The organism is Microvirga lupini, assembly GCF_014191055.1.
In the GTDB taxonomy this organism is placed as follows: Bacteria; Pseudomonadota; Alphaproteobacteria; order Rhizobiales; family Beijerinckiaceae; genus Microvirga; species Microvirga lupini_A.
Genome location: NZ_JACHWB010000001.1, coordinates 1,206,552 through 1,230,368, shown reverse-complemented (window position 1 = coordinate 1,230,368; position 23,817 = coordinate 1,206,552). Strand labels below are relative to the sequence as shown.

Below are 23,817 nucleotides of genomic sequence, written 5' to 3'. Positions count from 1 at the left end.
GCCATGCTCGACTTCCTCGAACTCGAAGAAACCGTCGGCCAGTTCTGGCACCGGCTGGTCGGCCGCGCGGTGACCTACCCGCGCTACCCCGAGCTTGGCGTCTCCCTTGACGAGGTCCGCGGATCCCTCGCGGTCTTCTTCCGCGGCCTCGGCGGCGAGACCGGCGTGCAGCTTGCTGGCACCGCCGCGCGCGCCTCGTCCCACCGCCTGAACTTCCTTCAGCGCCTTGGCGTCACCGAGGAGCGGCTCGAGCAGCCCGGACGGGACGCGGCCACCCTGTTCCTGCCGCCGCGGATCGAGCTGTTCCCGTCAAGCGTGCTCAATCGCGCGCTTTATCTCTGGCTCGCGGCCTACTTCGCCCATGCTCCCCTGGAGCCGATCCATGAAGCCGATCCGCTGCGCCGGGACATCCTGATGCTCCGGCGGGTGCGGGAGACGGTCGCCGCCGTTCTGGCGGAGTGCCCCGGCCTGGCGGGCATGTACAAGGACCTTTGCACCGCCATGCTGGAGGAGCGGCCGCAGCGCCCCCTGCCGGCTGCGGAGCGCAGGATCGAGCAGATCGTGCTCTCGCTCCTCGGGGACGGTGGTGCGACGCCGCCTCCCTTCTGGGACACGGCGGCTTGCGACGCGTCCCTTCCACGCCAAGCCCCTGCGGGCTACCAGCCCTTCCTGCCCGTTCCGCTCTGGGGCGACACCTGGACCCGTGAGACCGGAGAACCCAATCGCAGCAGCGACGAGCCGGCAGCAACCAGTGATCTCGCCGCCGCGGACACGCGCAAGCGCTTCGCCGCACGGCGCGAAGCGGATCAGCCCCACCGCAGCGACCCGTTCATCCTCAACCGGTTCGAGAAGATCCTGGCCATGGCGGAGATGGTCAACGTCAACCGCCCCTCCGACGATGACGAGGACGAGAACGCCGAGAAGGCCCTGGACGAGATGGAGGAGATTCCGCTCTCCCAGCACAAGGGCAAGCCGGCCACCAGGCTTAAGTTCGATCTCGACCTGCCACCGGAGGCCGTCGACACGGCGAGCCTGACGGCCGATCTCACCTATCCGGAATGGGACTATACCCGCAAAGCCTATCTGCCGAACCACTGCCGGGTGCTTGCGGCCCCTGCGCCCGAACAGGGCGAGGCTTGGGAGGCCGACGATGAGGCTCGCCGGCTGATCCGGCGCGTGCGCCGGCAGTTCGAGGCGCTGCGGCCCAAGCACGAGATCCTGCGGGCGCAGCCGGATGGCGAGGAGCTCGACATCGACGCGCTGGTGCGCGCCCGCAGCGACCTGCTCTCAGGAGGTTCAGGTTCGGATCGCGTTCACCTCGCCAGCAAGCGTCAGGCGCACGATCTCGCCGTGACGCTGCTGGTTGACGTCTCGCTGTCCACCGATGCTTGGGTGGACAACCGTCGGGTGCTCGATGTCGAGAAGGAAGCGCTGATGGTGCTGGCGCATGGGTTGGCCGCCTGTGGCGATTCCCATTCCATCCTGACCTTCACGTCGCGCCGCCGGTCCTGGGTGCGGGTCGAAACCGTGAAGGACTTCGACGAGCCGATGAACCAAGCCGTGGTGCGGCGCATCTCGGCCCTGAAGCCCGGCTACTACACCCGGATCGGTGCGGGTATCCGCCATGCCACGGCGAAACTCTCCGAGCGTCCGAACCGGCAGAAGCTGCTGCTGGTGCTGACCGACGGCAAGCCGAATGACATCGACTATTATGAGGGCCGCTTCGGCATCGAGGATACCCGCCGGGCTGTGATCGAGGCCCGGAGAGCGGGCGTCACCGTGTTTGGCGTGACCGTGGACCGGGAGGCGCAATCGTACTTCCCGACCCTGTTCGGCCGCGGCGGCTATGCCATTGTGGGTCAGGTGGCGAAGCTGCCATCCGCTCTCCCAGCCATTTATCGGCAGCTCATCCGCTAAACAATCCTCTTCCGCGACATACAAGAGGCTCAGTCCATTGAGCTTGCCATTTTGCATTGTGGCATGAGCCTCAGCTTCTCCCAGATCAAGGGATGCTGTCGGAATGGCACATGACGTAAGGATTTAGGGACTGCGGTCAGCGTTTGACCGGCGCTCAACCTGCGCCTCCCTACGTAATTGTCCGTATGATCAAGCTTATTTGCGCCGCAACAAATAAGCGCTCGAGCTCTTGTCGTAAAACATCTTCATCCGATGACGGACCAAAACGATCCGCCAGGCGGTCCCACAAAGGAGATGACGATGAAGACCATGACACTCTCGGGACGCCGGCCGCTACTCGCGACCGCTGCCGTTCTTGCGCTTGGCGCAGCGGCCCTGCTGACACAGCCGCTGCCTGCCCGTGCAGGCGACAAGGTTGCCGCAGCCACCCCTCATGTCCATACGCACGCGGAAGCGAGCGCAGGTCCTGTGAACATCGTACGCCTGCCCACCGATCTTCCCGGTCCTATCGGAAAACGGGGCCCGCAGCGTGTCAAGGTCGACCTGGAAACCACAGAAGTGACTGGCCAGCTGGCTGACGGGACCACCTATCATTACTGGACCTTCAACAATAAGGTTCCAGGACCCTTCGTGCGCGTCCGCGTCGGCGACACGGTTGAAGTCAAGATGAAGAACGCCGAAGACAGCCTTATGATGCACAACGTCGACTTCCATGCGGTCACAGGCCCCGGCGGCGGCGCGAAGGCTACTGAAGCTGCTCCCGGCGAGACTCGCGGCTTCGAGTTCAAGGCGCTTAACCCCGGCCTCTATGTCTACCACTGTGCTACACCTACTGTCGCACAGCACATCGCCAACGGAATGTATGGCATGATCCTGGTGGAGCCGGAGGAAGGGCTGCCAAAGGTTGATCATGAATTCTACGTCATGCAAGGAGAGATCTACACCGAGCAGGCCTACGGCACGAAGGGTCATGCAGATGAGAGCATCGATAAGCTCCTCAGCGAGCGCCCCGAGTACTTCATCTTCAACGGCAGCACCGACGCTCTGAAGAAGAACCCGCTCAAAGCAAAGGTCGGTGAGACGGTCCGGATCTACTTCGGCGTTGGTGGCCCGAATTACACTTCGTCCTTCCACGTGATTGGCGAGATCTTCGATAAGGCTTACCCGATGGCATCGCTGAGCTCGCCGATGAAAGACGTTCAGACGATCACCACCCCTCCCGGCGGTGCAAGCGTGGTGGATTTCAAGGTTGAGGTTCCCGGAAACTACATCCTGGTCGATCATGCTCTCAGCCGCGTCGAGCGTGGCCTTGCCGGTATCCTCCAGGTCGAAGGGCCGCAGAACGAAGCGATCTTCAAGGACTACAACCCGCAGAGATCGGCCCAGTCGACCGGCCACTAATGCCAGCAATCAGGACAGAGCCAAAGCACAAGGCCCGGGCGAACCCCGGGCCTAAATTCGTGCGACGTCATAAGTGCAAACTAGGATGTTCGAAGGCTGCGCTCCGGTCAGGGCCTGACCGCTTCGTACATCTTCTGGGCTCCCTCGCGCTGCTTCTGCAGCTCTGGAAGCACCTGATCGGCGAACGACTTGATTTCTTGATGGGCGCTTTGGCTTCCGGCGCGGTAGATTGTCAGTTCCTGATCGAGCGCCTGCACCTGGATTTCGGCATAGCGCCGGCTCAGCGCGAGATAGTCGAGGGGCTCCAGGTTCTCGATGATGACCTGATGCTCGAACTCCTTCACGGACGGAAGCCGCAGGCCGCGCGCCTTGGCGAAGGCTTCGATCCGCTGAAGAAGGTCAAGGCGAAAATCTGCGGCCGTGGCCGCGTAGCTCTTGACCTCCGGTCTCGTCTCACGGCTGGCGGCCAACTTGGCGGCCTGCCCCTGAAGAGACGCCGAGCTGTAGGCCAGACGCAAGAATTCCTCAGGTTCGATAGGGCGCGTCTGTGCAGGGCTGCCGGACGTTCCCTGCCCTTGCGCCTGGACCGCCGGGCTTATGGCAGACAAGGCCACCGCGAGGATTGAGGAGGCAATGAGCGATCTGAAGGCTTTCATGAGCTTACTGCCATCCTGGAACGCCAGACATATCCGGCAGACGGTGCGCGATGCCCTTATGACAATCGATGCAGGTTCTTTCGCCGGAGAACAGAAAGCGCTCGTGCGCTGACGCAGCGCGAGGATTCTGCTTCGTGAGGTCCATTGAATCATCGCTGTGGCAATTGCGGCATTCCAGCGAGTCATTCGCTTTCATGCGCGCCCATTCGCGCTCGGCCAGATGCTTGCGCATGGCCAGGAACTTCTCCCGCGTATCGATCGAGCCGAAGATATGCCCCCAAACCTCTTTCGAAGCCTGCATCTTGCGGGCGATCTTGTTGGTCCATTCGTGCGGAACGTGGCAATCAGGGCACGTAGCCCTCACGCCGGAACGATTGGTGAAGTGGATGGTGCCCTTCAACTCCTCGAAAACGTTTGCCTGCATCTCATGGCAGCCCACGCAGAACTTCTCCGTGTTCGTGTATTCGAGCGCGGTGTTGAAGCCGCCCCAGAAAATCACACCGGCGACGAAGCCACCGAGCGTGAGGAATGCTAGGCTTAAGTAACCTGGCGGGCTCAGCGCCGTCTTGACCCATCGGTTGCCGCGGAACCAGCCCCAGGCCCGTGCGATGCCAGCCGCCATCATTGCCTCCCCCTTGCAGGCTGCCGCTCGGGCTCGGTGATGGCGTCCATATCGGTGAACACGTTCTCCACGAGGGGCTTCGCGTTTGTCTGTGGCACGTGGCAAGCCACGCAGACATAGCGGCGCGGCGCCAATCCGCCGAGCGTGTTGCCGGCCCGGTCCTGATAATGCGTCACGCTGATCATCGGAGCCTGACTCTGCTCAGTGAACTTGCGCGCATGACACGACATGCACTTGTTGGCGTTCAGGTCGACGGCATAGCCTTCAATCGAATGTGGGATCACTGGAGGCTGGTCGGGATAGTTGCGGCCCACACGCACGTCATCGGTGATCTGCCGCTGCATCGGTGGAGCCGGAGTTTCCTTTGTGAACGGCTCAGGCCCACGCAGGCGCGGCGCGTCCTGAGCGAGGATCGCACCGGCCGCTAGCAATGGGCCGATGCCGACCAGCACCGCAAAGATTCCACACCTCATTGCTGACCTCCCGCATCGGCACTCGCGACCGCCACCACCTTGACGGCGCACTTTTTGAAGTCGGTTTGCTTCGAGATCGGGTCCGTGGCGTCTAGCGTGACCTTATTGATAAGTTGGCTTGCGTCGAAGAACGGAACGAAGATTAGCCCAGGCGGCACGCGGTTGCGTCCCCTCGTCTCAATGCGGCTCCGGATCTCCCCGCGCCGCGACACGACCTTGACCTCCTGCCCTCGCCTGAGACCTCGCTTGGCCGCATCGTCCGGATGCATGAATACGACGGCACCCGAGAATGCCTTGTAAAGTTCAGGAACGCGCAAGGTCATGGAACCCGAATGCCAGTGCTCCAGAACGCGCCCCGTGACGAGCCACATATCATATTCGGCATCTGGAGACTCGGCCGGCGGCTCATAGGGAGCGCCTATGAGATTAGCCTTCTTGTCGGGGTTTCCATAGAATTGAACTCCGCTTCCCTTCTCCACATACGGGTCATAGCCTTCGCGGTAGCGCCAGCGCGTCTCCTGTCCGTTCACGACGGGCCAACGCATCCCGCGTACCTGATGGTAGGTGTCGAAAGGAGCATAGTCGTGCCCGTGCCCGGCGCCGAACTGGGCGAACTCCTCAAATAGCCCTTTCTGAACGTAGAAGCCGAACTCCTTCGATTCCCGGTTCTCGTAGGTCGGATCCATTTCGGACAGCGGGAACTTGTCCACGTTGCCGTTCCTGAAGAGGACGTCGAACAGGCTCTTGCCCCTGTACTCCGGATGGGCGTCGAGAATTTCCTTCGTCCAGACCTCATCGGTGGAGAAGCGCTTGGAGAACTCCATCAATTGCCAGAGGTCGGAGCGGGCTTCCCCCGGAGCGTTGACGAGTTGGTGCCAGAAGTGGGTACGCCGCTCCGCATTGCCATAGGCGCCCTCCTTTTCCACCCACATTGCGGCTGGAAGGATCAGGTCCGCCGCCATGGCGGTCACAGTCGGATAGGCATCCGACACCACCACGAAATTCGCTGGATTTCGATAGCCAGGATAGGTTTCGTTGTTGGTGTTCGGCGCCGTCTGGAGGTTGTTGTTGACCATGATCCAGTAGGCGTTGAGCTTGCCGTCCTTCAGCATACGGTCCTGCTGCACGGCATGGTAGCCGACCTTCCCGGGTAAGAGCCCATGCGGAAGCTTCCAGATCTCCTCGGCATGCTTGCGGTGCTCGGGATTGGCGACCTGCATGTCGGCGGGCAAACGGTGTGCGAAAGTGCCTACCTCGCGCGCGGTGCCACAAGCCGAGGGCTGTCCTGTAAGTGAGAAGGGAGAGTTGCCGGGCTCAGATATCTTTCCCGTGAGCAAGTGGAGATTATAGACCATATGATTGGCCCAGACGCCACGGACGTGCTGGTTGAAGCCCATGGTCCAGAGCGACATCACCTTGGTCTGAGGATCGGCGTAGATGCGAGCCAGCGCCTCAAGCCGCTCCTTCGGAACCCCCGAAATCTCCGAGGCCTTCTCGACTGTGTACTGGCTCATGAGCTTCGCGTAATCCTCGAAGCTCGCCGGGTGGGAGACCTGCGCGTCGTTGGCATGCTGCGCCCGCTGTTCCAGAACATTGTCAGGCCGCAGCCCGTAACCGATATCTGTATTGGCCAGCCTGAAGTTGCAGTGCTTCTCGACGAACTCGCGGTTCACCGCGCCATTCTGGATGATGTAGTTGGCGATGTAGTTCAGGATCGCCAGATCTGAGTTCGGCTTGAAGATCAAGGACATATCGGACAGATCCGTTGTCCGGTGCTCATAGGTGGAAAGCGTCGCAATCTTCACATGAGGATGGCTCAAGCGGCGGTCGGTTACCCTGGTCCACAGGATCGGGTGCATCTCGGCCATGTTTGAGCCCCAGAGCACGAAAGCATCCGCATGCTCGAAGTCGTCGTAGCAGCCCATCGGCTCGTCCATGCCGAAGGTGCGGATGAAGGTCACGGCCGCTGACGCCATGCAGTGGCGTGCGTTCGGATCGAGGTTATTGGAACGGAAGCCCGCCCGCATCAGCTTGGACGCGGCATAACCCTCCCACATAGTCCATTGGCCGGAGCCGAACATGCCGACGGACTCAGGTCCTTTCTCCTTCAGCACCCGCTTCCACTGTGCGGCCATCTCGTCGAAGGCGCGATCCCAGGAAACCGGCTGGAACTCGCCATCCTTGGCGTATTGGCCGTTCTTCATGCGCATGAGCGGCTGCGTGAGTCGATCAGCCCCGTACATGATCTTGGACAGGAAGTAGCCCTTCACACAGTTGAGGCCTCGGTTGACCTCCGCCTGCATGTCGCCATGCGTAGCGACAACGCGGCCGTCCTTCACGCCCACCATCACCCCGCATCCGGTGCCGCAGAAGCGGCACGGGGCCTTGGACCACTGGAGCTGAATGTCTTCGCCCGTCGGGATGTTCTGGGCCTCGGCAGGAATTGAAATACCCGCAGCGGTGGCCGCAGCGGCGGCAGCCTGGGTTTTCAGGATGGTGCGGCGCGTGACGTCCATGGGTCTACTCCCGCTCTTGGGCTGGCTCGAAGTGGTGGAACACGAGGGTGGCGGCAAGGACGCCGTCGAGAAGCTGAATGGCGTTGATGCGCTCGACGACTTGGCTCTCGGTATCGGTCTCAAGGGTGACGATCAGCTTGCCGGTGTCGGCGCCGCCGTGAACCTCTGCGCCCTGGACCGAGCGAATGCCTTCGAGGATCGACTGGACCTGATCGGGACGGCTGTGAACGACGAGACTGGAAATGTGGCACTCGCCGTTCATGAGCCCTCCTCGACGACAGAAAGTTCGATGGCATTGGCAGGACAGGCCTGGAAGCAGTCACCGCAACCGGTGCAGGCATCGCTTATGATCCTGGGGCGGGCACCACCCAAGGCAAGGTCAAAACGCACGGCGCCGGTGGGACAGGCATCACGGCAGCTCATGCAGGCAATCCCCTGGAAAGCAAAGCACGAGCGTCCGATGACGGCCACGGGAGGGCTCTCAGATTGATCGCCTGCAGAGAACCTGCCGAGCAGAAAATGACGACGCTTAAGATGAATGGTCTCAGTCATGGGCGCCCCATCAGACGGGACCAGGCGGTCCAGTAAACAGATAGTACATCCAGACGATGAAGCCCCATCCAGCGACCACTCCAACGGCGATGAAGGGCCAGATCATGACTGCAAGAATAAGAAACGTAAGGATTTCCCGTTTCTTCCTGCCCGATTCCACTATTTCTGATTGCATGATCGACATCTGGAAGCAGACCTTGGGTATAATGAACAGCCCTCACAAGCGAAGGTTCCAGTGTACACTGGCACTCCAGTTTGGCTAGAGTATAGTCCGTAGAGTTACGTAGCCATAGGCGCTCTAAGAAAAAATAATAAATTATACAAAGACTTAAATTCGAAATGATTGACCAGACTTACGTAGCATTGTTCACGTCATGTCGTCCGATGCTAATTTTTGCTGCCGAGTGAAAGGTAGCAATCGCCTCAACTCCATGAACTGGCAATGAAGGAGCCTCTCTTACTTGAGGCTGACTTCCATAGAGAACCCCCGCGACAGCCTCGACATCAGCGATTACCAGGCGGCGCCTGTAGCGTTTGACCCGGCGCTGCGTCTCCCACGTTGACAGCGTTCGGCTGACCACGTGGAGGGTGCAGCCGATGAGGTCTGCAAGATCCTGTCGGCTCACAGGAAATGGAATCTCGACCCCCTCCTCGGTCAGTTGGCCATATGTATCGACCAGTTGCAGAATCGCACGGGCAAGGCGTTGCTCGACAGGTTCGGTCGAAAGATCCCGCACTCTGCTTTCCATCTCGCGCAGGCGTGCCTCAAGATTGCGAATCACGTTGAGTGCCATAGCAGGGTTTCGATCCACCAGCCAGCGCATGACCTCCGAAGGCCATTGGAGTTCGAGGCAATCGGTGACCGTGATGGCGTCGGTCGGATAGAACCGCCCCAGCAGAGCCGGGCTGCCGAAAACCTCACCCGGCCGGACGTACTTGACAATTATGCGAGAGCCGTTGGGAGTACACTGGACCAAATGCACGACCCCGGAAACCAGCACATGCACGGCGCAGGCGGGCTCCCCTGCTGTGAAAACGATGTCTCCTGCCGCAACCATTCGCCTTTCGGCCAGCAGCAACACGCTTTCGGCGGTCTCCTTATCAAGACCTTGAAGCAACCCTGTCGCAAGAACGTCACTTACGATCACTTAATTCTCCTGGTTCATCCAGTTCCGCGTGCTGCAGCGAGGCGCTTCGCCTTTGACATGTCCGCCGCTCCCGCTTGTGCCGCAGCTCCGATGTCTTGAAAGAGGAGCGTAATTTCATCGAAGACCCCCAGGTCCGTCTCATCCGAATCGATGGTATCGAGTTCGCCTGCGAGTTCGAGCAGCGCGCCAATGCGCTCTGCTTGATGTCGGGCATCAAGGAGCAGCGTCCTGAGCTGGCGCCGGGTTTCCAGGTTCTCGAACCGCTCCAAAGCGGCATTGAGCTTGCTGCGGCAGACGCAGTTCAAATCAAGCATGCTGACCACAGCACGAACCCGGGTGAGTAACTGCACGGGATTCAGGGGCTCCGTCTGGCGGAGCGGCCTCTCCTCATGCAATCTGATGGTCATGGCTCTGTCCTAATTACCGCTGGTGACCAACATAATGGTCCTCGCGAATGACGCCCGACTGCAGGCGTCGCCGCACCTCCCGAAGACAAAGAAGAACTGGAAGGCTGATCAGAGCTCCAAAGAATGCCAAACTGGCGACGAGCGCCATCATTGCCGTTCCGACCAGCAACATGGCGATGGCAAACCCTCGGCTCAAAGAGCGTAATACGGAACGATAAAACCAAATAGCCATGGGCAGGCTCCACTGAACCGGCAGATCCTTACCGCATCGTCGCTCCTGCTAATTTGCGACATGACAAACTCGGAGCGTTTGTTGCCCCGCCAGACAGTTTGATCTGTCGCAATCAATTCCGTGAATCCATGCGGTATATCCCGAAGCCAAGACGAGCTTCATATGGCTGCTCTTCAAGGGTCAGGCGCTTGTCACCTTGCTTCTGGATAGGAGGTCTTCGTGATCGTCTGCTCGTGCAATGTCTTCTCGGACGGCGAAGTGCGCGCCTGCCTTAAGTCAAGCTTGGACTGCCCTCATACGCCCGCTCAGGTCTACCGCGACCTCGGCTGTGGCCCGCAGTGCGGGCGATGCGCAACGACGATCCGCTCCATATTGGATGAGCGGTTGGCCGAAAAGCACGCCTGTTCGGCAGATCGTGAAGCAGCCTGCCCGCTGAACCAACAAGCAAACTTGAACCTGCCTGCCGTACAGCGGAAGAGATGGATGCCCCGCTCGCGGTTCATATGACTGAAATGAAGCGGCCCTATGAGATAGGTGAAAAGGACCGGAGCGAAGCCTCGATTCTCGCTTTGGAGACGATGTCTCTTCGTTCAGCCGAAGGTAAGGACGAGACCTGCAAACATGATGATGGCTCCGAGCGGACGGGTTGTCTTACCCTGTCTTAAGATAATGTGCCCCATAAGAATACCGAGGGACTGCAAGGCGGTACTCGCCAGCATGAACCCGGCGCAGTATGGAAGGACAGTCGCTCCTGCTGGGATTTCGGCGCCATGCGCATAGCCGTGAAAAAGGGCCATGAGACCAGCGAGCATCGCTGCGGCACCGACGGGCCAAGACCACCCTAGCGCTACAACAATTCCCATGGCGATAACGGAAGCCACAATTACTGCTTCGACTGCGGGAATATGGAAACCCGCGATACCAAATGCTCCACCCACCAGCATCATAAGCACAAAGCTGGCAGGCACGGCGATGAGGGCTCTTCCCCTGAGCGACGCGGCGAAAAGGCCTACGCCCACCATGGTAAGCATGTGATCGCTTCCGCCAAACGGATGGAGGAATCCGGCAGAAAACCCCGAATCTGAAGGCATCCAATTGTGAGCCAACGCCGGCGTTGCGGCTAGTGACATTGCTGCTGCAAGGATAGTATGTTTGATTTTCATGAATAGCTCCTCTTACGCGACTGCGGCCAAGCCGCCAGCCTGTTCGATAAACTGAGCGATGGAGCTTACGCCCACACCTGCTCGGACGTTGCTGAAGACGTAAGGGCGCAGGCTTCGCATACGCTTCGTGTCGTCTTCCATGATGGCAAGGTCAGCGCCGACGTGAGGCGCGAGATCGATCTTGTTGATGACCAGAAGATCTGAACGAGTGATTCCCGGACCACCCTTGCGGGGGATCTTCTCGCCACCTGCGACGTCGATGACGTAGATCGTCAGATCCGCGAGTTCAGGTGAGAAGGTTGCCGCCAGATTATCGCCTCCGGACTCAACCAGCACGATGTCGAGCTTTGGAAAGCGCTTGCACATGGTCGCAATGGCCGCGAGATTGATTGAAGCGTCCTCGCGAATAGCCGTATGCGGGCATCCACCCGTCTCGACACCCATGATGCGCTCCACCGGCAGGGCTCCGGCCACAGTGAGGAGACGTGCATCTTCCTTGGTGTAAATGTCGTTGGTGATAGCACAGATGTCGTAGCGCTCGCGGAAGGTCTTGCAGAGCGCCTCCATGAGAGCAGTCTTGCCTGAGCCGACCGGCCCACCGATGCCAACGCGAAGAGGTCCTGTCTGAGAAATCATGATCGAAAAAGCCTCGTATACTGGTCTTCATGATGGAAGGAGCCGAGATCCGCTCGGAAGGTTGTGCCACCAATATCATCGAGAGATAGACTGATGGTTTCCTGTGCAATCTCTTGCACCGCCAAAGCCAAGGCGGCACAGACGCGGGTGCCTGCCGTCTGCCCAATGGGTGCGAGCCGGATGGCCGCAGAGACAAGCGTCTGAACGAGGCAGAAGAGATAGGCGCTTAAGGTGATAGGCAGAGGAACGCCGTGGGCCGCAGCCGCCATGCCGATGGCAACCGGGAATGCCACGTCACCTTTCAGATCGATCAATCCAGGCGCAGGCCAAGCCGCCAAGGTGGCATCGAGGAAGCTGCGTCCCTGCTGGCTCGTCTCTAGATACAACTCACCGGATGGGCACAGTGCAAGAGCCAAGTCGTTGACACCTTCGAGAGCCGTGGCATCGTCAGCTTCTACCGCCCGATAGGCATGGCTCAGCAGAATTGCATCGTTTCGGCCGAAGCCGAGAGTCATCTGATCTTTTAGCCATGCAACGAGATTCTCGTCGTTAGTGACGTCCCCCGCGTCAACAGCCCATTCCAACGTGTGGGAATAGGCATAAGAACCGACCGGATAAGTTGGGGAGAGCCAGGCCAAGATCGGCAGGATGCCATGCCCGTTCCCAGCTCCTTTCAGCAGGAATGCATCATCCATGTCCATGCCCATGATGTTGATCGCCCGAATGGCCGCCGTGTTCGTGATGGTGGTACGCTCCCCTTACAGGCCGGAAGGGCCGATCCACAAACTTGGTCTTGGCTCCTAAGCCCTGCAGCATATCGAGCAGCACGTGATCATAGCCGATGTAGATTGCTTCTAACGTAATCTCTGCGGGCACGTGCCGGTTGCCGATGTGCCAAGCCAGAGTGAGGAGATCGAGGGGATTCTCAGTCGAAACCTTGATGAGCTTTTCAGGCGCGGCTTTCACTGCTACGAGCCAGCCGCTGTCGAGACGGATGGCATCGCCGTCCTCGAGTACGTCGGCCCTATCCAGATCAAGAAGGAAAGCCGTTCCGCCATCGGCGTTCATCATGATGCGGCGCCGGTGGCGATCGCCGTGATCGAGGGTGATGATATCGACGACGCGGTCTGAATCGACAGCGTCACGGCGGATGATGGATGTTGCGCGGATCATGATTAGAACAAAAAGTAACGTTGAGCCATGGGAAGGACTTTGGCAGGTTCGCAGAGCAACAGCTCACCGTCGGCGCGAACATCATAGGTTTCCGGATCGACCTCGATGAAGGGGGTCGCGTTGTTCAGCACCATGTCCTTCTTGCCAATGCCACTGCGAACGTTTTCTATGGCGACAAGCTGCTTCTGGACCCCAATCCTCTCGGCCAAGCCGTTCTCGACCGCCGCCTTGGACACGAAGGTGAGCGAGGTTGTCGCCAGAGCCCGACCATAGGCGCCGAACATCGGGCGGTAATGCACCGGTTGCGGCGTCGGGATCGAGGCGTTCGGGTCACCCATCAGCGCCGCCGCAATGGCTCCGCCTTTAATGACCAGATCGGGCTTCGCACCGAAGAAGGCAGGCGTCCAGACCACGAGATCAGCAAGCTTTCCAGCCTCGATCGAGCCGATATGCCGGGACACTCCGTGAGCAATGGCAGGATTGATCGTGTACTTTGCCACGTAACGGCGGACGCGTAGGTTATCGTTGTCACCGGTCTCGCCGGGCAGCGGCCCGCGCTGCACCTTCATCTTGTGCGCAGTCTGCCAAGTGCGGATGATGACCTCGCCCACGCGGCCCATGGCCTGGCTGTCGGAGGACATCATCGAGAGCGCGCCGATATCGTGAAGGATATCCTCGGCCGCAATGGTCTCCTTGCGAATGCGGCTTTCCGCGAAAGCCAGATCCTCAGGAATCGACGGATCGAGATGGTGACAGACCATGAGCATATCGAGATGCTCGTCGATGGTGTTTACCGTGTAAGGTCGCGTCGGATTGGTAGATGATGGCAGCACATTGGGAAGGCCAGCCACCTTGATGATGTCCGGCGCGTGGCCGCCCCCTGCCCCTTCCGTGTGAAAGGCATGGATCGTGCGTCCCTTGAACGCAGCGATGGTGTCCTCGACGAAGCCGGACTCGTTGAGGGTATCGGTATGGATCATCACCTGGACGTCGTAGGCATCGGCCACCGACAGACAGCAATCGATTGCCGCGGGCGTGGTTCCCCAGTCCTCGTGGAGCTTCATGGCGCAAGCTCCGGCCTCGATCATCTCCTCCAACGCACCCGGACGTGAGGCATTCCCCTTGCCGGTGAAGGCCAGGTTCATGGGAAAGGCCTCTGCGGCCTCGATCATGCGAGCGATGTGCCAAGGCCCCGGCGTGCAGGTAGTCGCGAAGGTGCCGGTAGCCGGTCCTGTGCCGCCTCCAAGCATCGTCGTGATGCCGGACATCAGGGCTTCGTCAATCTGCTGCGGGCAGATGAAGTGAATATGAGAATCAAACCCGCCTGCCGTGACGATCTTTCCTTCGCCGGCGATGATCTCCGTTCCTGGGCCGATGACGATGTCCACATTGGGCTGCACATCCGGATTGCCGGCCTTACCGATCCCGGTGATCCGCCCGCCCTTGATCCCGATATCACCTTTGACAATGCCCCAATGATCAAGAACAACCGCATTGGTAATGACGGTGTCGACCGCACCCTCGGCGCGGGTTGCCTGTCCCTGACCCATTCCATCGCGAATGACCTTGCCGCCCCCGAACTTAACTTCCTCACCATAGGTCGTGAAATCCTTCTCAACCTCGATCACGAGCGAAGTATCTGCGAGCCTGATCCTGTCGCCCTTGGTGGGGCCGAACATATTGGCATAAGCCGCGCGCGGGAGAGAGGCGGGCTTTCTTCCATTCGTCATCAGAGAGCTCCCATCACGCCCTGGCGGAAACCGTAGACCTCGCGCTTGCCCGACAATGGGATCAGAACAACCTCTCGCGTGGAGCCAGGTTCGAACCGCAACGCTGTACCGGGTGTGATATCCAGGCGCATGCCTCGCGCCATTTCGCGCTCGAAGGACAAGGCTGGATTGGTTTCAAAGAAATGGTAGTGGCTTCCCACTTGGATGGGGCGGTCTCCTGTGTTTGCCACGGTCACAACGGTGCGTTCCGCGCCCTCATTGAAGACGATATCGCCTTCCTGAGCCATGACTTCGCCAGGCACATCCTTGGAGGCCGCGCCCCGGATCGGGTGGTGCACTGTGACGAGTTTGGTGCCATCGGGGAAAGTGGCCTCAACCTGAACGTCGTGAATCATCTCGGCCACACCCTCCATGACCTGATCGGCTGCGACAACATGCGCGCCCGCCTCCATCAGCTCGGCGACAGATCGCCCGTCGCGGGCGCCTTCCACGACCGTGTCGGTAATGAGGGCGATGGCTTCCGGGTGATTGAGCTTCACGCCACGCTCCAGGCGGCGGCGAGCCACCATCGCGGCCATGGCGATGAGGAGCTTGTCTTTTTCGCGAGGTGTCAGTTGCATTTGGAAGTCCTAGCTGAGCCAGACGCGAGGCAGGGGCTCGCCACGAAAGGTGAGGAGGAATGAGCAGACGGAAGCCCGTAGCGCTTCAACGGTGACGGCACAGAAGCGCACGGCGAGAAGGCCATTCCAGGCGCTTGCCGCTGCGTCGCAACCCTGCCCAGAGGATAGATGTTCGCGTACCGAATCCAGGCGGGCTTCGGCTCCAGGCGAGACGTGAATCAAGGTCGCGAGAGCACGGGCACCGTTGCCTACGCTAGGCTTCTGCAGCAGATCGGCGATCGGACCTTCCAGCCGCAAGGTGTCCGCATAAATGAGGCGCGACCCGCGGCAGATACGCCACCGATCAATAAAGAGGCCATCCAAGATGCGCTCCGCTCTCGCTGCGCGCCCAAAGACCACCGCCTCAAGCAGGGTGAGGCGCGCGTCCTCGGCAACGGTTGCCTCAAGCTGCCTTTCGAGCCTTGCCTGATCGAACAGGATCGTCTCTTGTGGCAGCCAGTCGATTTGGGATCCCGCTCCTGCCTTGAGTGTCACCGATAGCTTGGAGACAGCCCCATCCGAGCGGTAGACCTTCTCCGCGGCAGGCGTTGCAACAGTCACGGAGGCACCCGCCTGTGCGTCGATCTCGATCGAGAAACGATCCCCGCAGGCAATGCCGCCTGCCGTGTTGACGAGAACGGCATCCAGACCTGCGCCCTCCCCTTTCGGGAGGCGGATGCGCATGGAACCGCTTTCCTCGATACGTAGCGGTCGGGTCTGCCCTTCGAGGTTCGCTGCCATGAAGGACACTCGGCCCAGGGCCCGCTGACGCAGCGCAGGATCGCCTTCAGATGGCAAGGCGCTGACGAACATCGTTCCCCTCCAGCGCTGCACGGTCACCGTGCTGAACGATTTCACCACGCTCCATGACCACGAAGCGGTCTGCCAAATCACGGGCGAAATCGAAGTATTGCTCCACGAGCAGGATGGCCATGTCCTTACGCTCTCTCAGGTAAGCGATGGCACGTCCGATGTCCTTGATGATCGAGGGCTGGATGCCCTCGGTCGGTTCATCGAGCACCAGGAGGCGCGGGCGCATCACCAGCGCCCGACCGATCGCGAGTTGCTGTTGCTGCCCGCCTGAGAGATCGCCACCGCGCCGCCCAAGCATGGACTTGAGCACCGGAAAGAGGTCGTACACCTCTTCAGGAACCTGCCGTGAGCTGCGCTTTAAGGGAGCAAAGCCGGTCTCAAGATTTTCCTTCACCGTCAGGAGCGGGAAGATCTCGCGTCCCTGGGGCACATAGGCAATGCCCCGCGCTGCACGTTCAAAGGGTTTCAGGCGGGCGATGTCCTGTCCTTCGAAAAGGATGCTGCCGCCTGAGATCGGGCGGTGGCCCGCTATGGCTCGGAGCAGGGACGTCTTGCCCACACCATTCCGCCCCAGAACGCATGTGACCTCGCCTACGGCGGCAGCAACGGAAACGCCGCGCAGGGCCTGGACGGCACCGTAATGGAGGGACAGATTTTCCACTGCAAGCATCGTCATCGACCCAAATACACCTCGACCACACGCTCATTGGCACTCACCGCATCGAGCGATCCCTGGGCTAGTACGGAGCCCTCATGCAGGCAGGTGACCTTCACGCCGAGATCACGCACAAAGGCCATGTCGTGCTCAACCACGATCACGGCCTTGCTCATGGCGATGTCACGCAGAAGGTCGACGGTATCGGCGGTCTCCTGGTCCGTCATCCCGGCGGCAGGCTCGTCGATCAGCAGGAGCTTAGGCTCTTGCGCCAATAGCATCCCGATTTCGAGCCATTGCTTCTGCCCATGAGACAGTTCGCCTGCCGGGCGATAGCGATGAGCGGTAAGACGCACTCTCTCCAGCAATGCATCAATTCTCTCTTTTTCATGGGTCGTTCGACGAGAGAACAGGGTTGCCAGAGGCCCTCGCTCGTTCTTCAACGCGAGAAGCATATTGTCTTCGACCGTGTGCATCTCAAACACGGTCGGCGTCTGAAACTTCCGGCCGATGCCGAGCTCGGCGATGGCTGCCTCATCAAGAGCAGACAGATCATGGGAACCTTCGAACAAAGCCGTGCCCTCGCTTGGTCTTGTTTTGCCGGTGATCACATCCATCATGGTCGTCTTGCCAGCTCCGTTGGGACCAATGATGGCGCGCATCTCCGCATGATCGACGGTGAGCGACAGAGCGTTCAGGGCACGGAAGCCATCGAAAGAGACTGTGATATTGTCCAGGTAAAGCAGGGTCGGCGTAACAGGCGCGGTCATGGCTTACTCCGCCGCATGGGTGACAGGTTGTGGTTGACGACCTGATCGAAATCTTTGACTGGACCTCTCCCAAAGATCCCCAACAGCGCCAAGAATGCCGCGTGGCATGAAGATCGTAACGAAGACGAAAAGCCCACCCAGGGCGAACAGCCAGAACTCCGGCAGTGCGGCGGTGAACCAGGTTTTTCCGGCATTGACCAGCAACGCCCCGAGAATGGGCCCGGCCAGAGTTCCGCGGCCGCCGACAGCAACCCAGATGACAACCTCGATGGAGCCGGCGGGAGCAAACTCGCTTGGGTTGATGATGCCAACCTGAGGCACGTAAAGCGCACCTGCAATGCCCGCTAGCATGGCCGAGAGTGTGAATACGACGAGCTTGTAGTGTTCAACCCTGTAGCCAAGGAACCGCGTGCGGCTTTCCGCATCGCGCACGGCCACAAGCACTTTGCCGAAGGTGGAGCCTACAACCCATCGGCAGAGCAGATAGCCACCCGCAAGCGCCAGAACCGAAAGCACGAACAGGACAATCCTGGTCGATCCCGCCTGTACGGTGAAGCCAAGGATCTCCTTGAAGTCGGTCAACCCGTTGTTGCCGCCCAGTCCCATGTCATTCCGGAAGAAGGCTAGCATTAAGGCGAAGGTCATGGCTTGGGTGATAATGGATAAATAAACACCCGTGACCCGGGAGCGGAAGGCGAACCAGCCGAAAACGAAGGCGAGCGCTCCCGGCACCAGCAGCACCATGAGCACAGCGAAGGGAAACGAGTCGAAGCCGTGCCAGAACCAGGGCAATTCCTTCCAGTTCAGGAACACCATGAAATCTGGCAGGATCGGATCACCATAGACGCCGCGCGGACCGATCTGCCGCATGAGGTGCATCCCCATGGCGTAGCCGCCCAAGGCAAAGAAGGCACCGTGCCCGAGGGACAGAATGCCGCAAAAACCCCAGATGAGATCGACAGAGAGCGCCAGCAGGGCAAAGCAAACATACTTGCCAAGCAGTGGCACCAAGTGATCCGAGAGGTGCAGCGCCGATCCGGGCGCGGCTAGTCCGTTCATGGACGGCACCAGGATGGCTACGGCGGCCAGGAGCGACAGAACCAGAGTGGTCTGCCGGTCAAAGAATGATTGCGTTCTCATGCTTCGACCGCCCTCCCTTTGAGCGCGAAGAGCCCGCGCGGACGCCTTTGGATGAAGAGGATGATCGCAATCAGCAGGACGATCTTACCCAGCACAGCTCCCGCATAGGGTTCGAGCAGTTTGTTGGCGATGCCGAGCGTCATCGCACCGACCAGCGTGCCCCACAAGTTTCCAACGCCACCAAACACAACGACCATGAAGCTGTCGATGATGTAGCCCTGCCCCAGATTAGGGCTGACATTGTCGATCTGGGAGAGCGCCACTCCGGCGATACCTGCCACTCCCGATCCGAGCCCAAAGGCCAGGGCGTCGATGCGGTTGGTCCGGATACCCATGGAGCCCGCCATGCGCCGGTTCTGGGTGACAGCCCGCACGTAAAGTCCCAGCGATGTGTATCGCAGCACGAGGAGCAGGACCGCGAAGACCGAGAAGGCGAAGACCACGATGGCAATGCGGTTGTAGGTCAGGCTCATCGCCCCGACCTCGAGCGCACCGCTCATCCATGCCGGTGTTCCGACCTCTCGGTTCGTGGGGCCGAAGATCGTGCGCACACCCTGCTGCAGAATGAGAGAGATCCCCCATGTCGCGAGCAGTGTTTCCAGAGGTCGGCCATAAAGGAAGCGTATAACCGTTCTCTCAATGAGAACGCCGACGGCGCCTGCGACCAGAAAGGCGAGCGGCAGAGCTATGAAAAGCGAGGCTCCAAAAAGACCGGGAGCATACGCGCGGATGATTTCCTGCACCACGAAGGTCGTATAGGCCCCCAGCATCACCATCTCGCCATGGGCCATGTTGATGACGCCCATCGTGCCGAAGGTAATGGCGAGGCCGATGGCGGCGAGCAGCAGGACGGATCCAAGGGAGATGCCGTACCACACGTTTTGGACCGCCTCCCATAATGCTAAGCGGGTGTGGATGCCGGCGACTGCCTTCCCTGCGCCGGCCTTCATTTCGGGCGTTGCGTCGGGCGGCAGATTGGACAGGAGGGCGAGCGCATCCTGGTCGCCACGAGCCTCCAGGGTTTCGATCGCTCCAAGCCTCTGCATCGGCAAAGCATCCAGCTGGCTCAGGAGAATGGCAGCGCGCGCGTTCTCCAGGGCATTCCTGACATGAGCCTGGCTTTCTTGCGCAATGGCTTTTTCCAGCGTCGGCAGAACCGCCTCATCGCGGGAGCGGAACACGGCACGAGCGGCCTCCAAACGCCTGCCGGCATCGGGACTGAGCAATGTCAGGTTGCCGAGTGCAGCCTCGATGGCGCGGCGCAACCGATTATTGATCCGGACAGGCTTAAGTTCGCCAGCCGGGCTGCCCCATGCTTGACCGGTGGCAGCGTTGATCAGTTCTCCGGACGATCGGCGAATGAAAACCTGACCAGACCCTATGAGAAGTCTTCCGTCGCGCAAAGCCTCGACAACATCCACAGCCAAGGGATTGCCGCTGCTTGCGACAGCGCCGATTGCGGCATCCGTATCCGCATAGCTGTCGTTGGCGAACTTGGGCAGTGCCTCTTCATAGGGGCCTGCCAAGGCCGCGGAAGCCATGCCGAGCAACAGAAGCAAGGCTCGTAAAATATGGTGCAAGCAATACATGAGAAGAACTTTGAATAGAGGGGCAGCGAGGGCGGCCAATGCCGCCCCCATGTCAGGTGTTTAGGAGCCGCACTTCTTCGTTACGGTGTTATAGTTGCCGCATTTGAGGGTCTGCCAATCGGCAATCAGGTCTTTGGAACCGTCCAGGTGCTTCGACCAAGCATCGCCCGAGACGAGGCCATCGGTCTGCCAGACGGTGTCGAACTGCCCGTCCTCCTTGATCTCACCAATCAGCACCGGCTTGGTGATGTGGTGGTTGGGGAGCATCTCAGAGACGCCACCGGTGAGGTTCGGCACCTGAATTCCCACGATGGCATCGATGACCTTGTCGGGATCAGTCGTGCCAGCCTTCTCGACGGCCTTCACCCACATGTTGAAGCCAATCACATGGGCTTCCATCGGATCATTGGAGACGCGCTTCGCGTTCTTCGTGAAAGTCTTCCATTTCTCGATGAAAGCCTTGTTCTCGGGCGTCTCTACCGATTGGAAGTAGTTCCAGGCTGCAAGGTGCCCGACGAGAGGCTTCGTGTCGATGCCCGCAAGCTCTTCCTCTCCGACCGAGAACGCCACGACCGGAATATCAGTGGCCTTGACGCCTTGGTTAGCGAGTTCCTTGTAGAACGGCACATTGGCGTCGCCGTTGATCGTAGAAACGACCGCCGTCTTCTTACCGGATGAGCCGAACTTCTTGATGTCGGCGACAATTGTCTGCCAGTCGGAATGCCCGAACGGCGTGTAGCTGATCATGATATCCTCAGCCTTCACGCCCTTGGACTTCAGATAGGCTTCCAGTATCTTGTTGGTCGTACGCGGATAAACATAATCAGTGCCAGCCAGAACCCAACGCTCGACCTTCTCTTCCTTGGCGAGGTAATCGACGGCCGGAATGGCTTGCTGATTGGGAGCGGCACCCGTGTAGAACACGTTCCGCTCACTCTCCTCGCCTTCATATTGAACCGGATAGAAGAGGATGCTGTTGAGTTCCTTGAAGACCGGCAGCACCGACTTGCGCGACACGGAGGTCCATGCTCCGAAGACGGCGGAAACCTTATGCTGGCTGATGAGCTCGCGGGCCTTCTCGGCGAAGAGCGGCCAGTTGGAGGCCGGATCGACGACAACTGCTTCGAGCTTCCTGCCGAGCAGCCCTCCCTTCTTGTTCTGCTCCTCGACGAGCATCAGCATAACGTCTTTCAGCGTCGTTTCGCTGATGGCCATCGTCCCCGACAGTGAGTGGAGAACCCCTACCTTGATCGTTTCCTCGGCTCTTGCGGCTTGCAGCGTGGCGCCTGAAACCAGAGCCGCTGCAGTCAGCGCCACGAGGTTTCTTCGCGTCATGGTGAATATCGACATAGGTCCTTCTCCCCTTGCGTGCCCTGTTCAGGTGCAGCATGGAGCATTAAGCAAGAACCGTGCCATTATGGTTAGTGAGGATCGTGTGAAGCTATCACGTCCTCCTTAAACTCAGGAGGTCATCCGAACCGCTGCTCAGAAAAGCGGCGAAAGCTCAAATCTGAGGCGGAGAGCTGAGTTAACCAGGCGCTGATGACTTGGAGCGGGCGTTCGCAACCGTCGTGTAATGTCCGCCCACGGTCAGAATGCTGACAATTAAGTCCGATTCGAGGTCAGGACTGCATAAGGTTACACTTCCATGGCCAAACGTGTCTGAGACGCGAGGCGGATGGGAGCATTCATGGCTCCATAGCCTTGGTAATTCCGTCGTTGCACGATTTCGAAGAAGAAGCCGCCTGCGAGTGTTTTCGTGTAAGCCTGAAAGTACTCGTCTGGTCCATCGCGATCGTACAGGATGTTGGCTGATCGCAGCCGATCTACGTCCTCCGCAGACAAGTCTGTTCTGGCCTCAAGGTCATCGTAGTAGTTCTCCGGGATGGGAAGGAGATCGACGCCGTTCTCCTTGAGACGCTCGATAGTCGAGAAGATATCGCCAGTCGCAAGCGCAATGTGCTGGACTCCTGACCCGAAGAATTCATTCAAGAACCGCGACGACAGGGTACGCTGACTCTGGGAGGCATTGAGGATCAAGCGCAGTTTTCCATCACGCGTCTCGATGGCCTGACTTTGCACCACACCACCTGGATCAATGACTGCCTGGATCGGCGTCTTCTGGGCATCGAGGAGAGATGTATAGAACAGGAGCCACGTCAGCATCTCCTCATAATGCATTGATTGCGAGACGTGATCGACGGATTCCAGACCAACTCCGGTGAAATCGTCTGCCGCGACCGGCTCGAAGTCCAAATCCCAGTGTCGGTCCAGCCCGGTTTTGCAATCCACGAAGTAGAGGAGGCTGCCGCCAAGCCCCCGGACCGCCGGAATGTTCATCTCGCCGGGTCCGACCGGCTGCTGGAAAGGCTGATCCAGCAGCGTTATGGCCCGATCCACGGTCTTTGGCGCGTCATCGACCCGCAGAGCAAGGGCGCAGACAGCAGTGCCATGCGTAATATTGAAGGAATGGGCGAAGCCCTCCTTGTCGGCATTCACGACAATGTTGATGTCGCCCTGGCGCCAGCGGGTCACGGCTTTTGAGCGGTGAAGCCCGGCTTTCTGAAAGCCAAGTCCCTTTAGGACGTGCTCCAATCCAACGGCGCTCCGTTCGTCGACGGCGAACTCGACGAACTCAACGCCTGAGCAGACTGCTTTGGGCGGAAGGGTTTGGAGGCCAGGAAGAGCCGCTCCCGTCCGCCGGCGGAGTTCGTCGAGCATGACGATGAGCGACCTCTGTCCGTCGATGGCAACGCTGCGCGCGGAGCCGGCACGGAAGCGGTCGTTGAAAATCTCAAGAGACAGGAGCCCATCGAAACCGGTCGCGTGAAGTGCATCCATGAAGTCGTCGATGGGCAGGTCACCCTGTCCTGGGAAGCAGCGGTAATGCCGGCTCCAGGACAGGTAATCCATGTCGAGCTTCGGCGCGTCGGCCATCTGCACGAGGAAGATCTTGTCGGATGGGATGGACCGGATCGCCGACAGGTCCGTTCCGCGCGCCAGCACATGGAAGGAGTCGAGTACCAACCCGACTGCCGGATGGTTTGCACGACGCACCACTTCCCAGGAATCACGATAGTCGTGGATGTGCCGCCCCCAGGAGAGCGCCTCGAAGGCCACCCGCATGCCACGCTTGGCAGCGCGCTCGCCGAGTTCATGAAAATCAGCCGCCGCACGCTCGATGCCGCCAAGCGAGTCCGGAGAGACGTTGCTGCACACCATCAGGAGATCGCAGCCGAGTTCCTCCATTACGTCGAACTTGCGCTCGGCCCGGGCGAAGACCTTCGCCCGCTGCGGCTCGGGCATGCCCTCGAAGTCGCGGAAGGGTTGGAAGGTGATGGTCTCAAGCCCAAGCCTCTCGATCATGCGCCGCACTTCGGCCGGCGTGCCGTTGAAAGAGAGAAGATCATTCTCGAAGATCTCCACGCCCTTGAACTCCGCAGCCGCAATGGCTTCGATCTTTTCGGTCAGGGTGCCGCTCAGGCAGACGGTGGCGATGGCTTTGCGCATGCTCGTCGATCCATTTCCTCTCACGTGTATGGAAGCGTGTTTCCGGCTCGGCCCG

26 protein-coding genes are annotated in these 23,817 nt (G+C 59.8%); 3 read left to right on the top strand and 23 right to left on the bottom strand.

The window, feature by feature from the left end; all coding sequences use genetic code 11:
• The first annotated feature begins 3 nt into the window (after positions 1–3).
• Together FHR70_RS06110 and nirK are read left to right on the top strand one after the other, a co-directional pair.
• A complete protein-coding gene (locus FHR70_RS06110; RefSeq protein ID WP_183448066.1) occupies positions 4–1,917 on the top strand; it encodes a nitric oxide reductase activation protein NorD in 1,914 nt (637 codons plus the stop codon).
• Positions 1,918–2,217: 300 nt separating this feature from the next.
• Complete coding sequence (nirK, locus tag FHR70_RS06105) at positions 2,218–3,318, top strand: copper-containing nitrite reductase (RefSeq protein ID WP_183448065.1); 1,101 nt, start codon at positions 2,218–2,220, stop codon at positions 3,316–3,318.
• A 107-nt stretch (positions 3,319–3,425) separates the two neighbouring features.
• Here the strand turns inward: nirK and FHR70_RS06100 are convergent, their stop codons facing one another.
• From FHR70_RS06100 to FHR70_RS06055, 10 genes are all read right to left on the bottom strand, one after another.
• Positions 3,426–3,974 carry a DUF4142 domain-containing protein gene (locus tag FHR70_RS06100; protein WP_183448064.1) on the bottom strand — a complete coding sequence of 183 codons (549 nt, stop codon included), beginning with the start codon at positions 3,972–3,974 and terminating at the stop codon, positions 3,426–3,428.
• A 4-nt stretch (positions 3,975–3,978) separates the two neighbouring features.
• Positions 3,979–4,596, bottom strand: coding sequence for a NapC/NirT family cytochrome c (locus FHR70_RS06095; protein WP_183448063.1), 618 nt, complete (start codon positions 4,594–4,596; stop codon positions 3,979–3,981).
• A complete protein-coding gene (locus tag FHR70_RS06090; RefSeq protein ID WP_183448062.1) occupies positions 4,596–5,069 on the bottom strand; it encodes a nitrate reductase cytochrome c-type subunit in 474 nt (157 codons plus the stop codon). The genes FHR70_RS06095 and FHR70_RS06090 overlap by 1 nt, the downstream gene beginning before the upstream one ends.
• Positions 5,066–7,585 carry a periplasmic nitrate reductase subunit alpha gene (gene napA, locus FHR70_RS06085; RefSeq protein WP_183448061.1) on the bottom strand — a complete coding sequence of 840 codons (2,520 nt, stop codon included), beginning with the start codon at positions 7,583–7,585 and terminating at the stop codon, positions 5,066–5,068. The genes FHR70_RS06090 and napA overlap by 4 nt, the downstream gene beginning before the upstream one ends.
• Positions 7,586–7,589: 4 nt before the next feature.
• Positions 7,590–7,847, bottom strand: a complete 258-nt coding sequence (locus tag FHR70_RS06080) for a chaperone NapD (RefSeq protein ID WP_183448060.1) — start codon at positions 7,845–7,847, stop codon at positions 7,590–7,592.
• On the bottom strand, positions 7,844–8,008 hold the full coding sequence (locus FHR70_RS23890) for a 4Fe-4S dicluster domain-containing protein (RefSeq protein ID WP_246407902.1): 165 nt from the start codon (positions 8,006–8,008) through the stop codon (positions 7,844–7,846). The genes FHR70_RS06080 and FHR70_RS23890 overlap by 4 nt, the downstream gene beginning before the upstream one ends.
• A gap of 139 nt (positions 8,009–8,147) precedes the next feature.
• Positions 8,148–8,312: a periplasmic nitrate reductase, NapE protein gene (locus FHR70_RS06070; RefSeq protein ID WP_425487847.1), complete on the bottom strand. Its 165-nt coding sequence runs from the start codon at positions 8,310–8,312 to the stop codon at positions 8,148–8,150.
• A gap of 178 nt (positions 8,313–8,490) precedes the next feature.
• Positions 8,491–9,285, bottom strand: coding sequence for a cyclic nucleotide-binding domain-containing protein (locus FHR70_RS06065; protein WP_183448055.1), 795 nt, complete (start codon positions 9,283–9,285; stop codon positions 8,491–8,493).
• A gap of 14 nt (positions 9,286–9,299) precedes the next feature.
• Positions 9,300–9,692 carry a hypothetical protein gene (locus FHR70_RS06060; protein ID WP_183448053.1) on the bottom strand — a complete coding sequence of 131 codons (393 nt, stop codon included), beginning with the start codon at positions 9,690–9,692 and terminating at the stop codon, positions 9,300–9,302.
• A gap of 13 nt (positions 9,693–9,705) precedes the next feature.
• Entirely contained in the window at positions 9,706–9,924 is a 219-nt protein-coding gene (locus FHR70_RS06055) for a hypothetical protein (RefSeq protein WP_183448051.1), read from the bottom strand.
• A 219-nt stretch (positions 9,925–10,143) separates the two neighbouring features.
• On the opposite strand from FHR70_RS06055, the gene FHR70_RS06050 reads away from it, so the two are divergent.
• The gene (locus FHR70_RS06050) at positions 10,144–10,431 is read left to right on the top strand and encodes a (2Fe-2S)-binding protein (RefSeq protein ID WP_183448049.1); all 288 of its coding nucleotides are present in this window, start codon (positions 10,144–10,146) and stop codon (positions 10,429–10,431) included.
• Between the two features lie 83 nt (positions 10,432–10,514).
• Here FHR70_RS06050 and FHR70_RS06045 read toward each other — a convergent pair whose 3' ends face one another.
• From FHR70_RS06045 to FHR70_RS05985, 13 genes are all read right to left on the bottom strand, one after another.
• Positions 10,515–11,087 (bottom strand): HupE/UreJ family protein, encoded by a 573-nt coding sequence (locus FHR70_RS06045; RefSeq protein WP_183448047.1) that lies wholly within the window; start codon positions 11,085–11,087, stop codon positions 10,515–10,517.
• Between the two features lie 12 nt (positions 11,088–11,099).
• Positions 11,100–11,723: an urease accessory protein UreG gene (gene ureG / locus FHR70_RS06040; protein WP_210277482.1), complete on the bottom strand. Its 624-nt coding sequence runs from the start codon at positions 11,721–11,723 to the stop codon at positions 11,100–11,102.
• Positions 11,720–12,430: an urease accessory protein UreF gene (locus tag FHR70_RS06035; RefSeq protein ID WP_246407804.1), complete on the bottom strand. Its 711-nt coding sequence runs from the start codon at positions 12,428–12,430 to the stop codon at positions 11,720–11,722. Before FHR70_RS06035 ends, ureG begins: the two co-directional genes overlap by 4 nt.
• Positions 12,411–12,896, bottom strand: coding sequence for an urease accessory protein UreE (locus FHR70_RS06030; protein WP_183448045.1), 486 nt, complete (start codon positions 12,894–12,896; stop codon positions 12,411–12,413). Before FHR70_RS06030 ends, FHR70_RS06035 begins: the two co-directional genes overlap by 20 nt.
• A 2-nt stretch (positions 12,897–12,898) precedes the next feature.
• The gene (gene ureC, locus FHR70_RS06025) at positions 12,899–14,626 is read right to left on the bottom strand and encodes an urease subunit alpha (protein ID WP_183448043.1); all 1,728 of its coding nucleotides are present in this window, start codon (positions 14,624–14,626) and stop codon (positions 12,899–12,901) included.
• The gene (locus FHR70_RS06020; RefSeq protein WP_183448041.1) at positions 14,626–15,246 is read right to left on the bottom strand and encodes an urease subunit gamma; all 621 of its coding nucleotides are present in this window, start codon (positions 15,244–15,246) and stop codon (positions 14,626–14,628) included. The genes ureC and FHR70_RS06020 overlap by 1 nt, the downstream gene beginning before the upstream one ends.
• Before the next feature lie 9 nt (positions 15,247–15,255).
• Positions 15,256–16,098, bottom strand: coding sequence for an urease accessory protein UreD (locus FHR70_RS06015; protein ID WP_183448039.1), 843 nt, complete (start codon positions 16,096–16,098; stop codon positions 15,256–15,258).
• Positions 16,073–16,768, bottom strand: a complete 696-nt coding sequence (gene urtE / locus FHR70_RS06010; protein WP_183448545.1) for an urea ABC transporter ATP-binding subunit UrtE — start codon at positions 16,766–16,768, stop codon at positions 16,073–16,075. Before urtE ends, FHR70_RS06015 begins: the two co-directional genes overlap by 26 nt.
• 2 nt (positions 16,769–16,770) lie before the next feature.
• Positions 16,771–17,523, bottom strand: a complete 753-nt coding sequence (gene urtD / locus FHR70_RS06005; RefSeq protein ID WP_183448037.1) for an urea ABC transporter ATP-binding protein UrtD — start codon at positions 17,521–17,523, stop codon at positions 16,771–16,773.
• Between the two features lie 3 nt (positions 17,524–17,526).
• Positions 17,527–18,663: an urea ABC transporter permease subunit UrtC gene (urtC, locus tag FHR70_RS06000; protein WP_183448035.1), complete on the bottom strand. Its 1,137-nt coding sequence runs from the start codon at positions 18,661–18,663 to the stop codon at positions 17,527–17,529.
• On the bottom strand, positions 18,660–20,252 hold the full coding sequence (urtB, locus tag FHR70_RS05995) for an urea ABC transporter permease subunit UrtB (RefSeq protein WP_246407803.1): 1,593 nt from the start codon (positions 20,250–20,252) through the stop codon (positions 18,660–18,662). The genes urtC and urtB overlap by 4 nt, the downstream gene beginning before the upstream one ends.
• 60 nt (positions 20,253–20,312) lie before the next feature.
• Complete coding sequence (gene urtA, locus FHR70_RS05990; protein ID WP_183448031.1) at positions 20,313–21,602, bottom strand: urea ABC transporter substrate-binding protein; 1,290 nt, start codon at positions 21,600–21,602, stop codon at positions 20,313–20,315.
• Between the two features lie 288 nt (positions 21,603–21,890).
• The gene (locus tag FHR70_RS05985) at positions 21,891–23,762 is read right to left on the bottom strand and encodes a bifunctional sugar phosphate isomerase/epimerase/4-hydroxyphenylpyruvate dioxygenase family protein (RefSeq protein WP_183448029.1); all 1,872 of its coding nucleotides are present in this window, start codon (positions 23,760–23,762) and stop codon (positions 21,891–21,893) included.
• Positions 23,763–23,817: the final 55 nt, after the last annotated feature.

Coding starts and splice junctions, on each gene's coding strand:
- FHR70_RS06080 (WP_183448060.1), bottom strand. CDS start 7,847: ATGAACGGCGAGTGCCACATTTCCAGTCTCGTCGTTCACAGCCGTCCC.
- napA (WP_183448061.1), bottom strand. CDS start 7,585: ATGGACGTCACGCGCCGCACCATCCTGAAAACCCAGGCTGCCGCCGCT.
- FHR70_RS06030 (WP_183448045.1), bottom strand. CDS start 12,896: ATGATCCGCGCAACATCCATCATCCGCCGTGACGCTGTCGATTCAGAC.
- FHR70_RS05985 (WP_183448029.1), bottom strand. CDS start 23,762: ATGCGCAAAGCCATCGCCACCGTCTGCCTGAGCGGCACCCTGACCGAA.
- FHR70_RS06020 (WP_183448041.1), bottom strand. CDS start 15,246: ATGCAACTGACACCTCGCGAAAAAGACAAGCTCCTCATCGCCATGGCC.
- FHR70_RS06100 (WP_183448064.1), bottom strand. CDS start 3,974: ATGAAAGCCTTCAGATCGCTCATTGCCTCCTCAATCCTCGCGGTGGCC.
- urtC (WP_183448035.1), bottom strand. CDS start 18,663: ATGAGAACGCAATCATTCTTTGACCGGCAGACCACTCTGGTTCTGTCG.
- urtA (WP_183448031.1), bottom strand. CDS start 21,602: ATGTCGATATTCACCATGACGCGAAGAAACCTCGTGGCGCTGACTGCA.
- FHR70_RS23890 (WP_246407902.1), bottom strand. CDS start 8,008: ATGAGCTGCCGTGATGCCTGTCCCACCGGCGCCGTGCGTTTTGACCTT.
- FHR70_RS06090 (WP_183448062.1), bottom strand. CDS start 5,069: ATGAGGTGTGGAATCTTTGCGGTGCTGGTCGGCATCGGCCCATTGCTA.
- FHR70_RS06095 (WP_183448063.1), bottom strand. CDS start 4,596: ATGGCGGCTGGCATCGCACGGGCCTGGGGCTGGTTCCGCGGCAACCGA.
- urtD (WP_183448037.1), bottom strand. CDS start 17,523: ATGACCGCGCCTGTTACGCCGACCCTGCTTTACCTGGACAATATCACA.
- nirK (WP_183448065.1), top strand. CDS start 2,218: ATGAAGACCATGACACTCTCGGGACGCCGGCCGCTACTCGCGACCGCT.
- FHR70_RS06015 (WP_183448039.1), bottom strand. CDS start 16,098: ATGTTCGTCAGCGCCTTGCCATCTGAAGGCGATCCTGCGCTGCGTCAG.
- FHR70_RS06110 (WP_183448066.1), top strand. CDS start 4: ATGCTCGACTTCCTCGAACTCGAAGAAACCGTCGGCCAGTTCTGGCAC.
- ureC (WP_183448043.1), bottom strand. CDS start 14,626: ATGACGAATGGAAGAAAGCCCGCCTCTCTCCCGCGCGCGGCTTATGCC.
- FHR70_RS06070 (WP_425487847.1), bottom strand. CDS start 8,312: ATGCAATCAGAAATAGTGGAATCGGGCAGGAAGAAACGGGAAATCCTT.
- FHR70_RS06055 (WP_183448051.1), bottom strand. CDS start 9,924: ATGGCTATTTGGTTTTATCGTTCCGTATTACGCTCTTTGAGCCGAGGG.
- FHR70_RS06045 (WP_183448047.1), bottom strand. CDS start 11,087: ATGAAAATCAAACATACTATCCTTGCAGCAGCAATGTCACTAGCCGCA.
- ureG (WP_210277482.1), bottom strand. CDS start 11,723: ATGATTTCTCAGACAGGACCTCTTCGCGTTGGCATCGGTGGGCCGGTC.
- FHR70_RS06035 (WP_246407804.1), bottom strand. CDS start 12,430: ATGGGCATGGACATGGATGATGCATTCCTGCTGAAAGGAGCTGGGAAC.
- FHR70_RS06060 (WP_183448053.1), bottom strand. CDS start 9,692: ATGACCATCAGATTGCATGAGGAGAGGCCGCTCCGCCAGACGGAGCCC.
- urtB (WP_246407803.1), bottom strand. CDS start 20,252: ATGTATTGCTTGCACCATATTTTACGAGCCTTGCTTCTGTTGCTCGGC.
- urtE (WP_183448545.1), bottom strand. CDS start 16,768: ATGCTTGCAGTGGAAAATCTGTCCCTCCATTACGGTGCCGTCCAGGCC.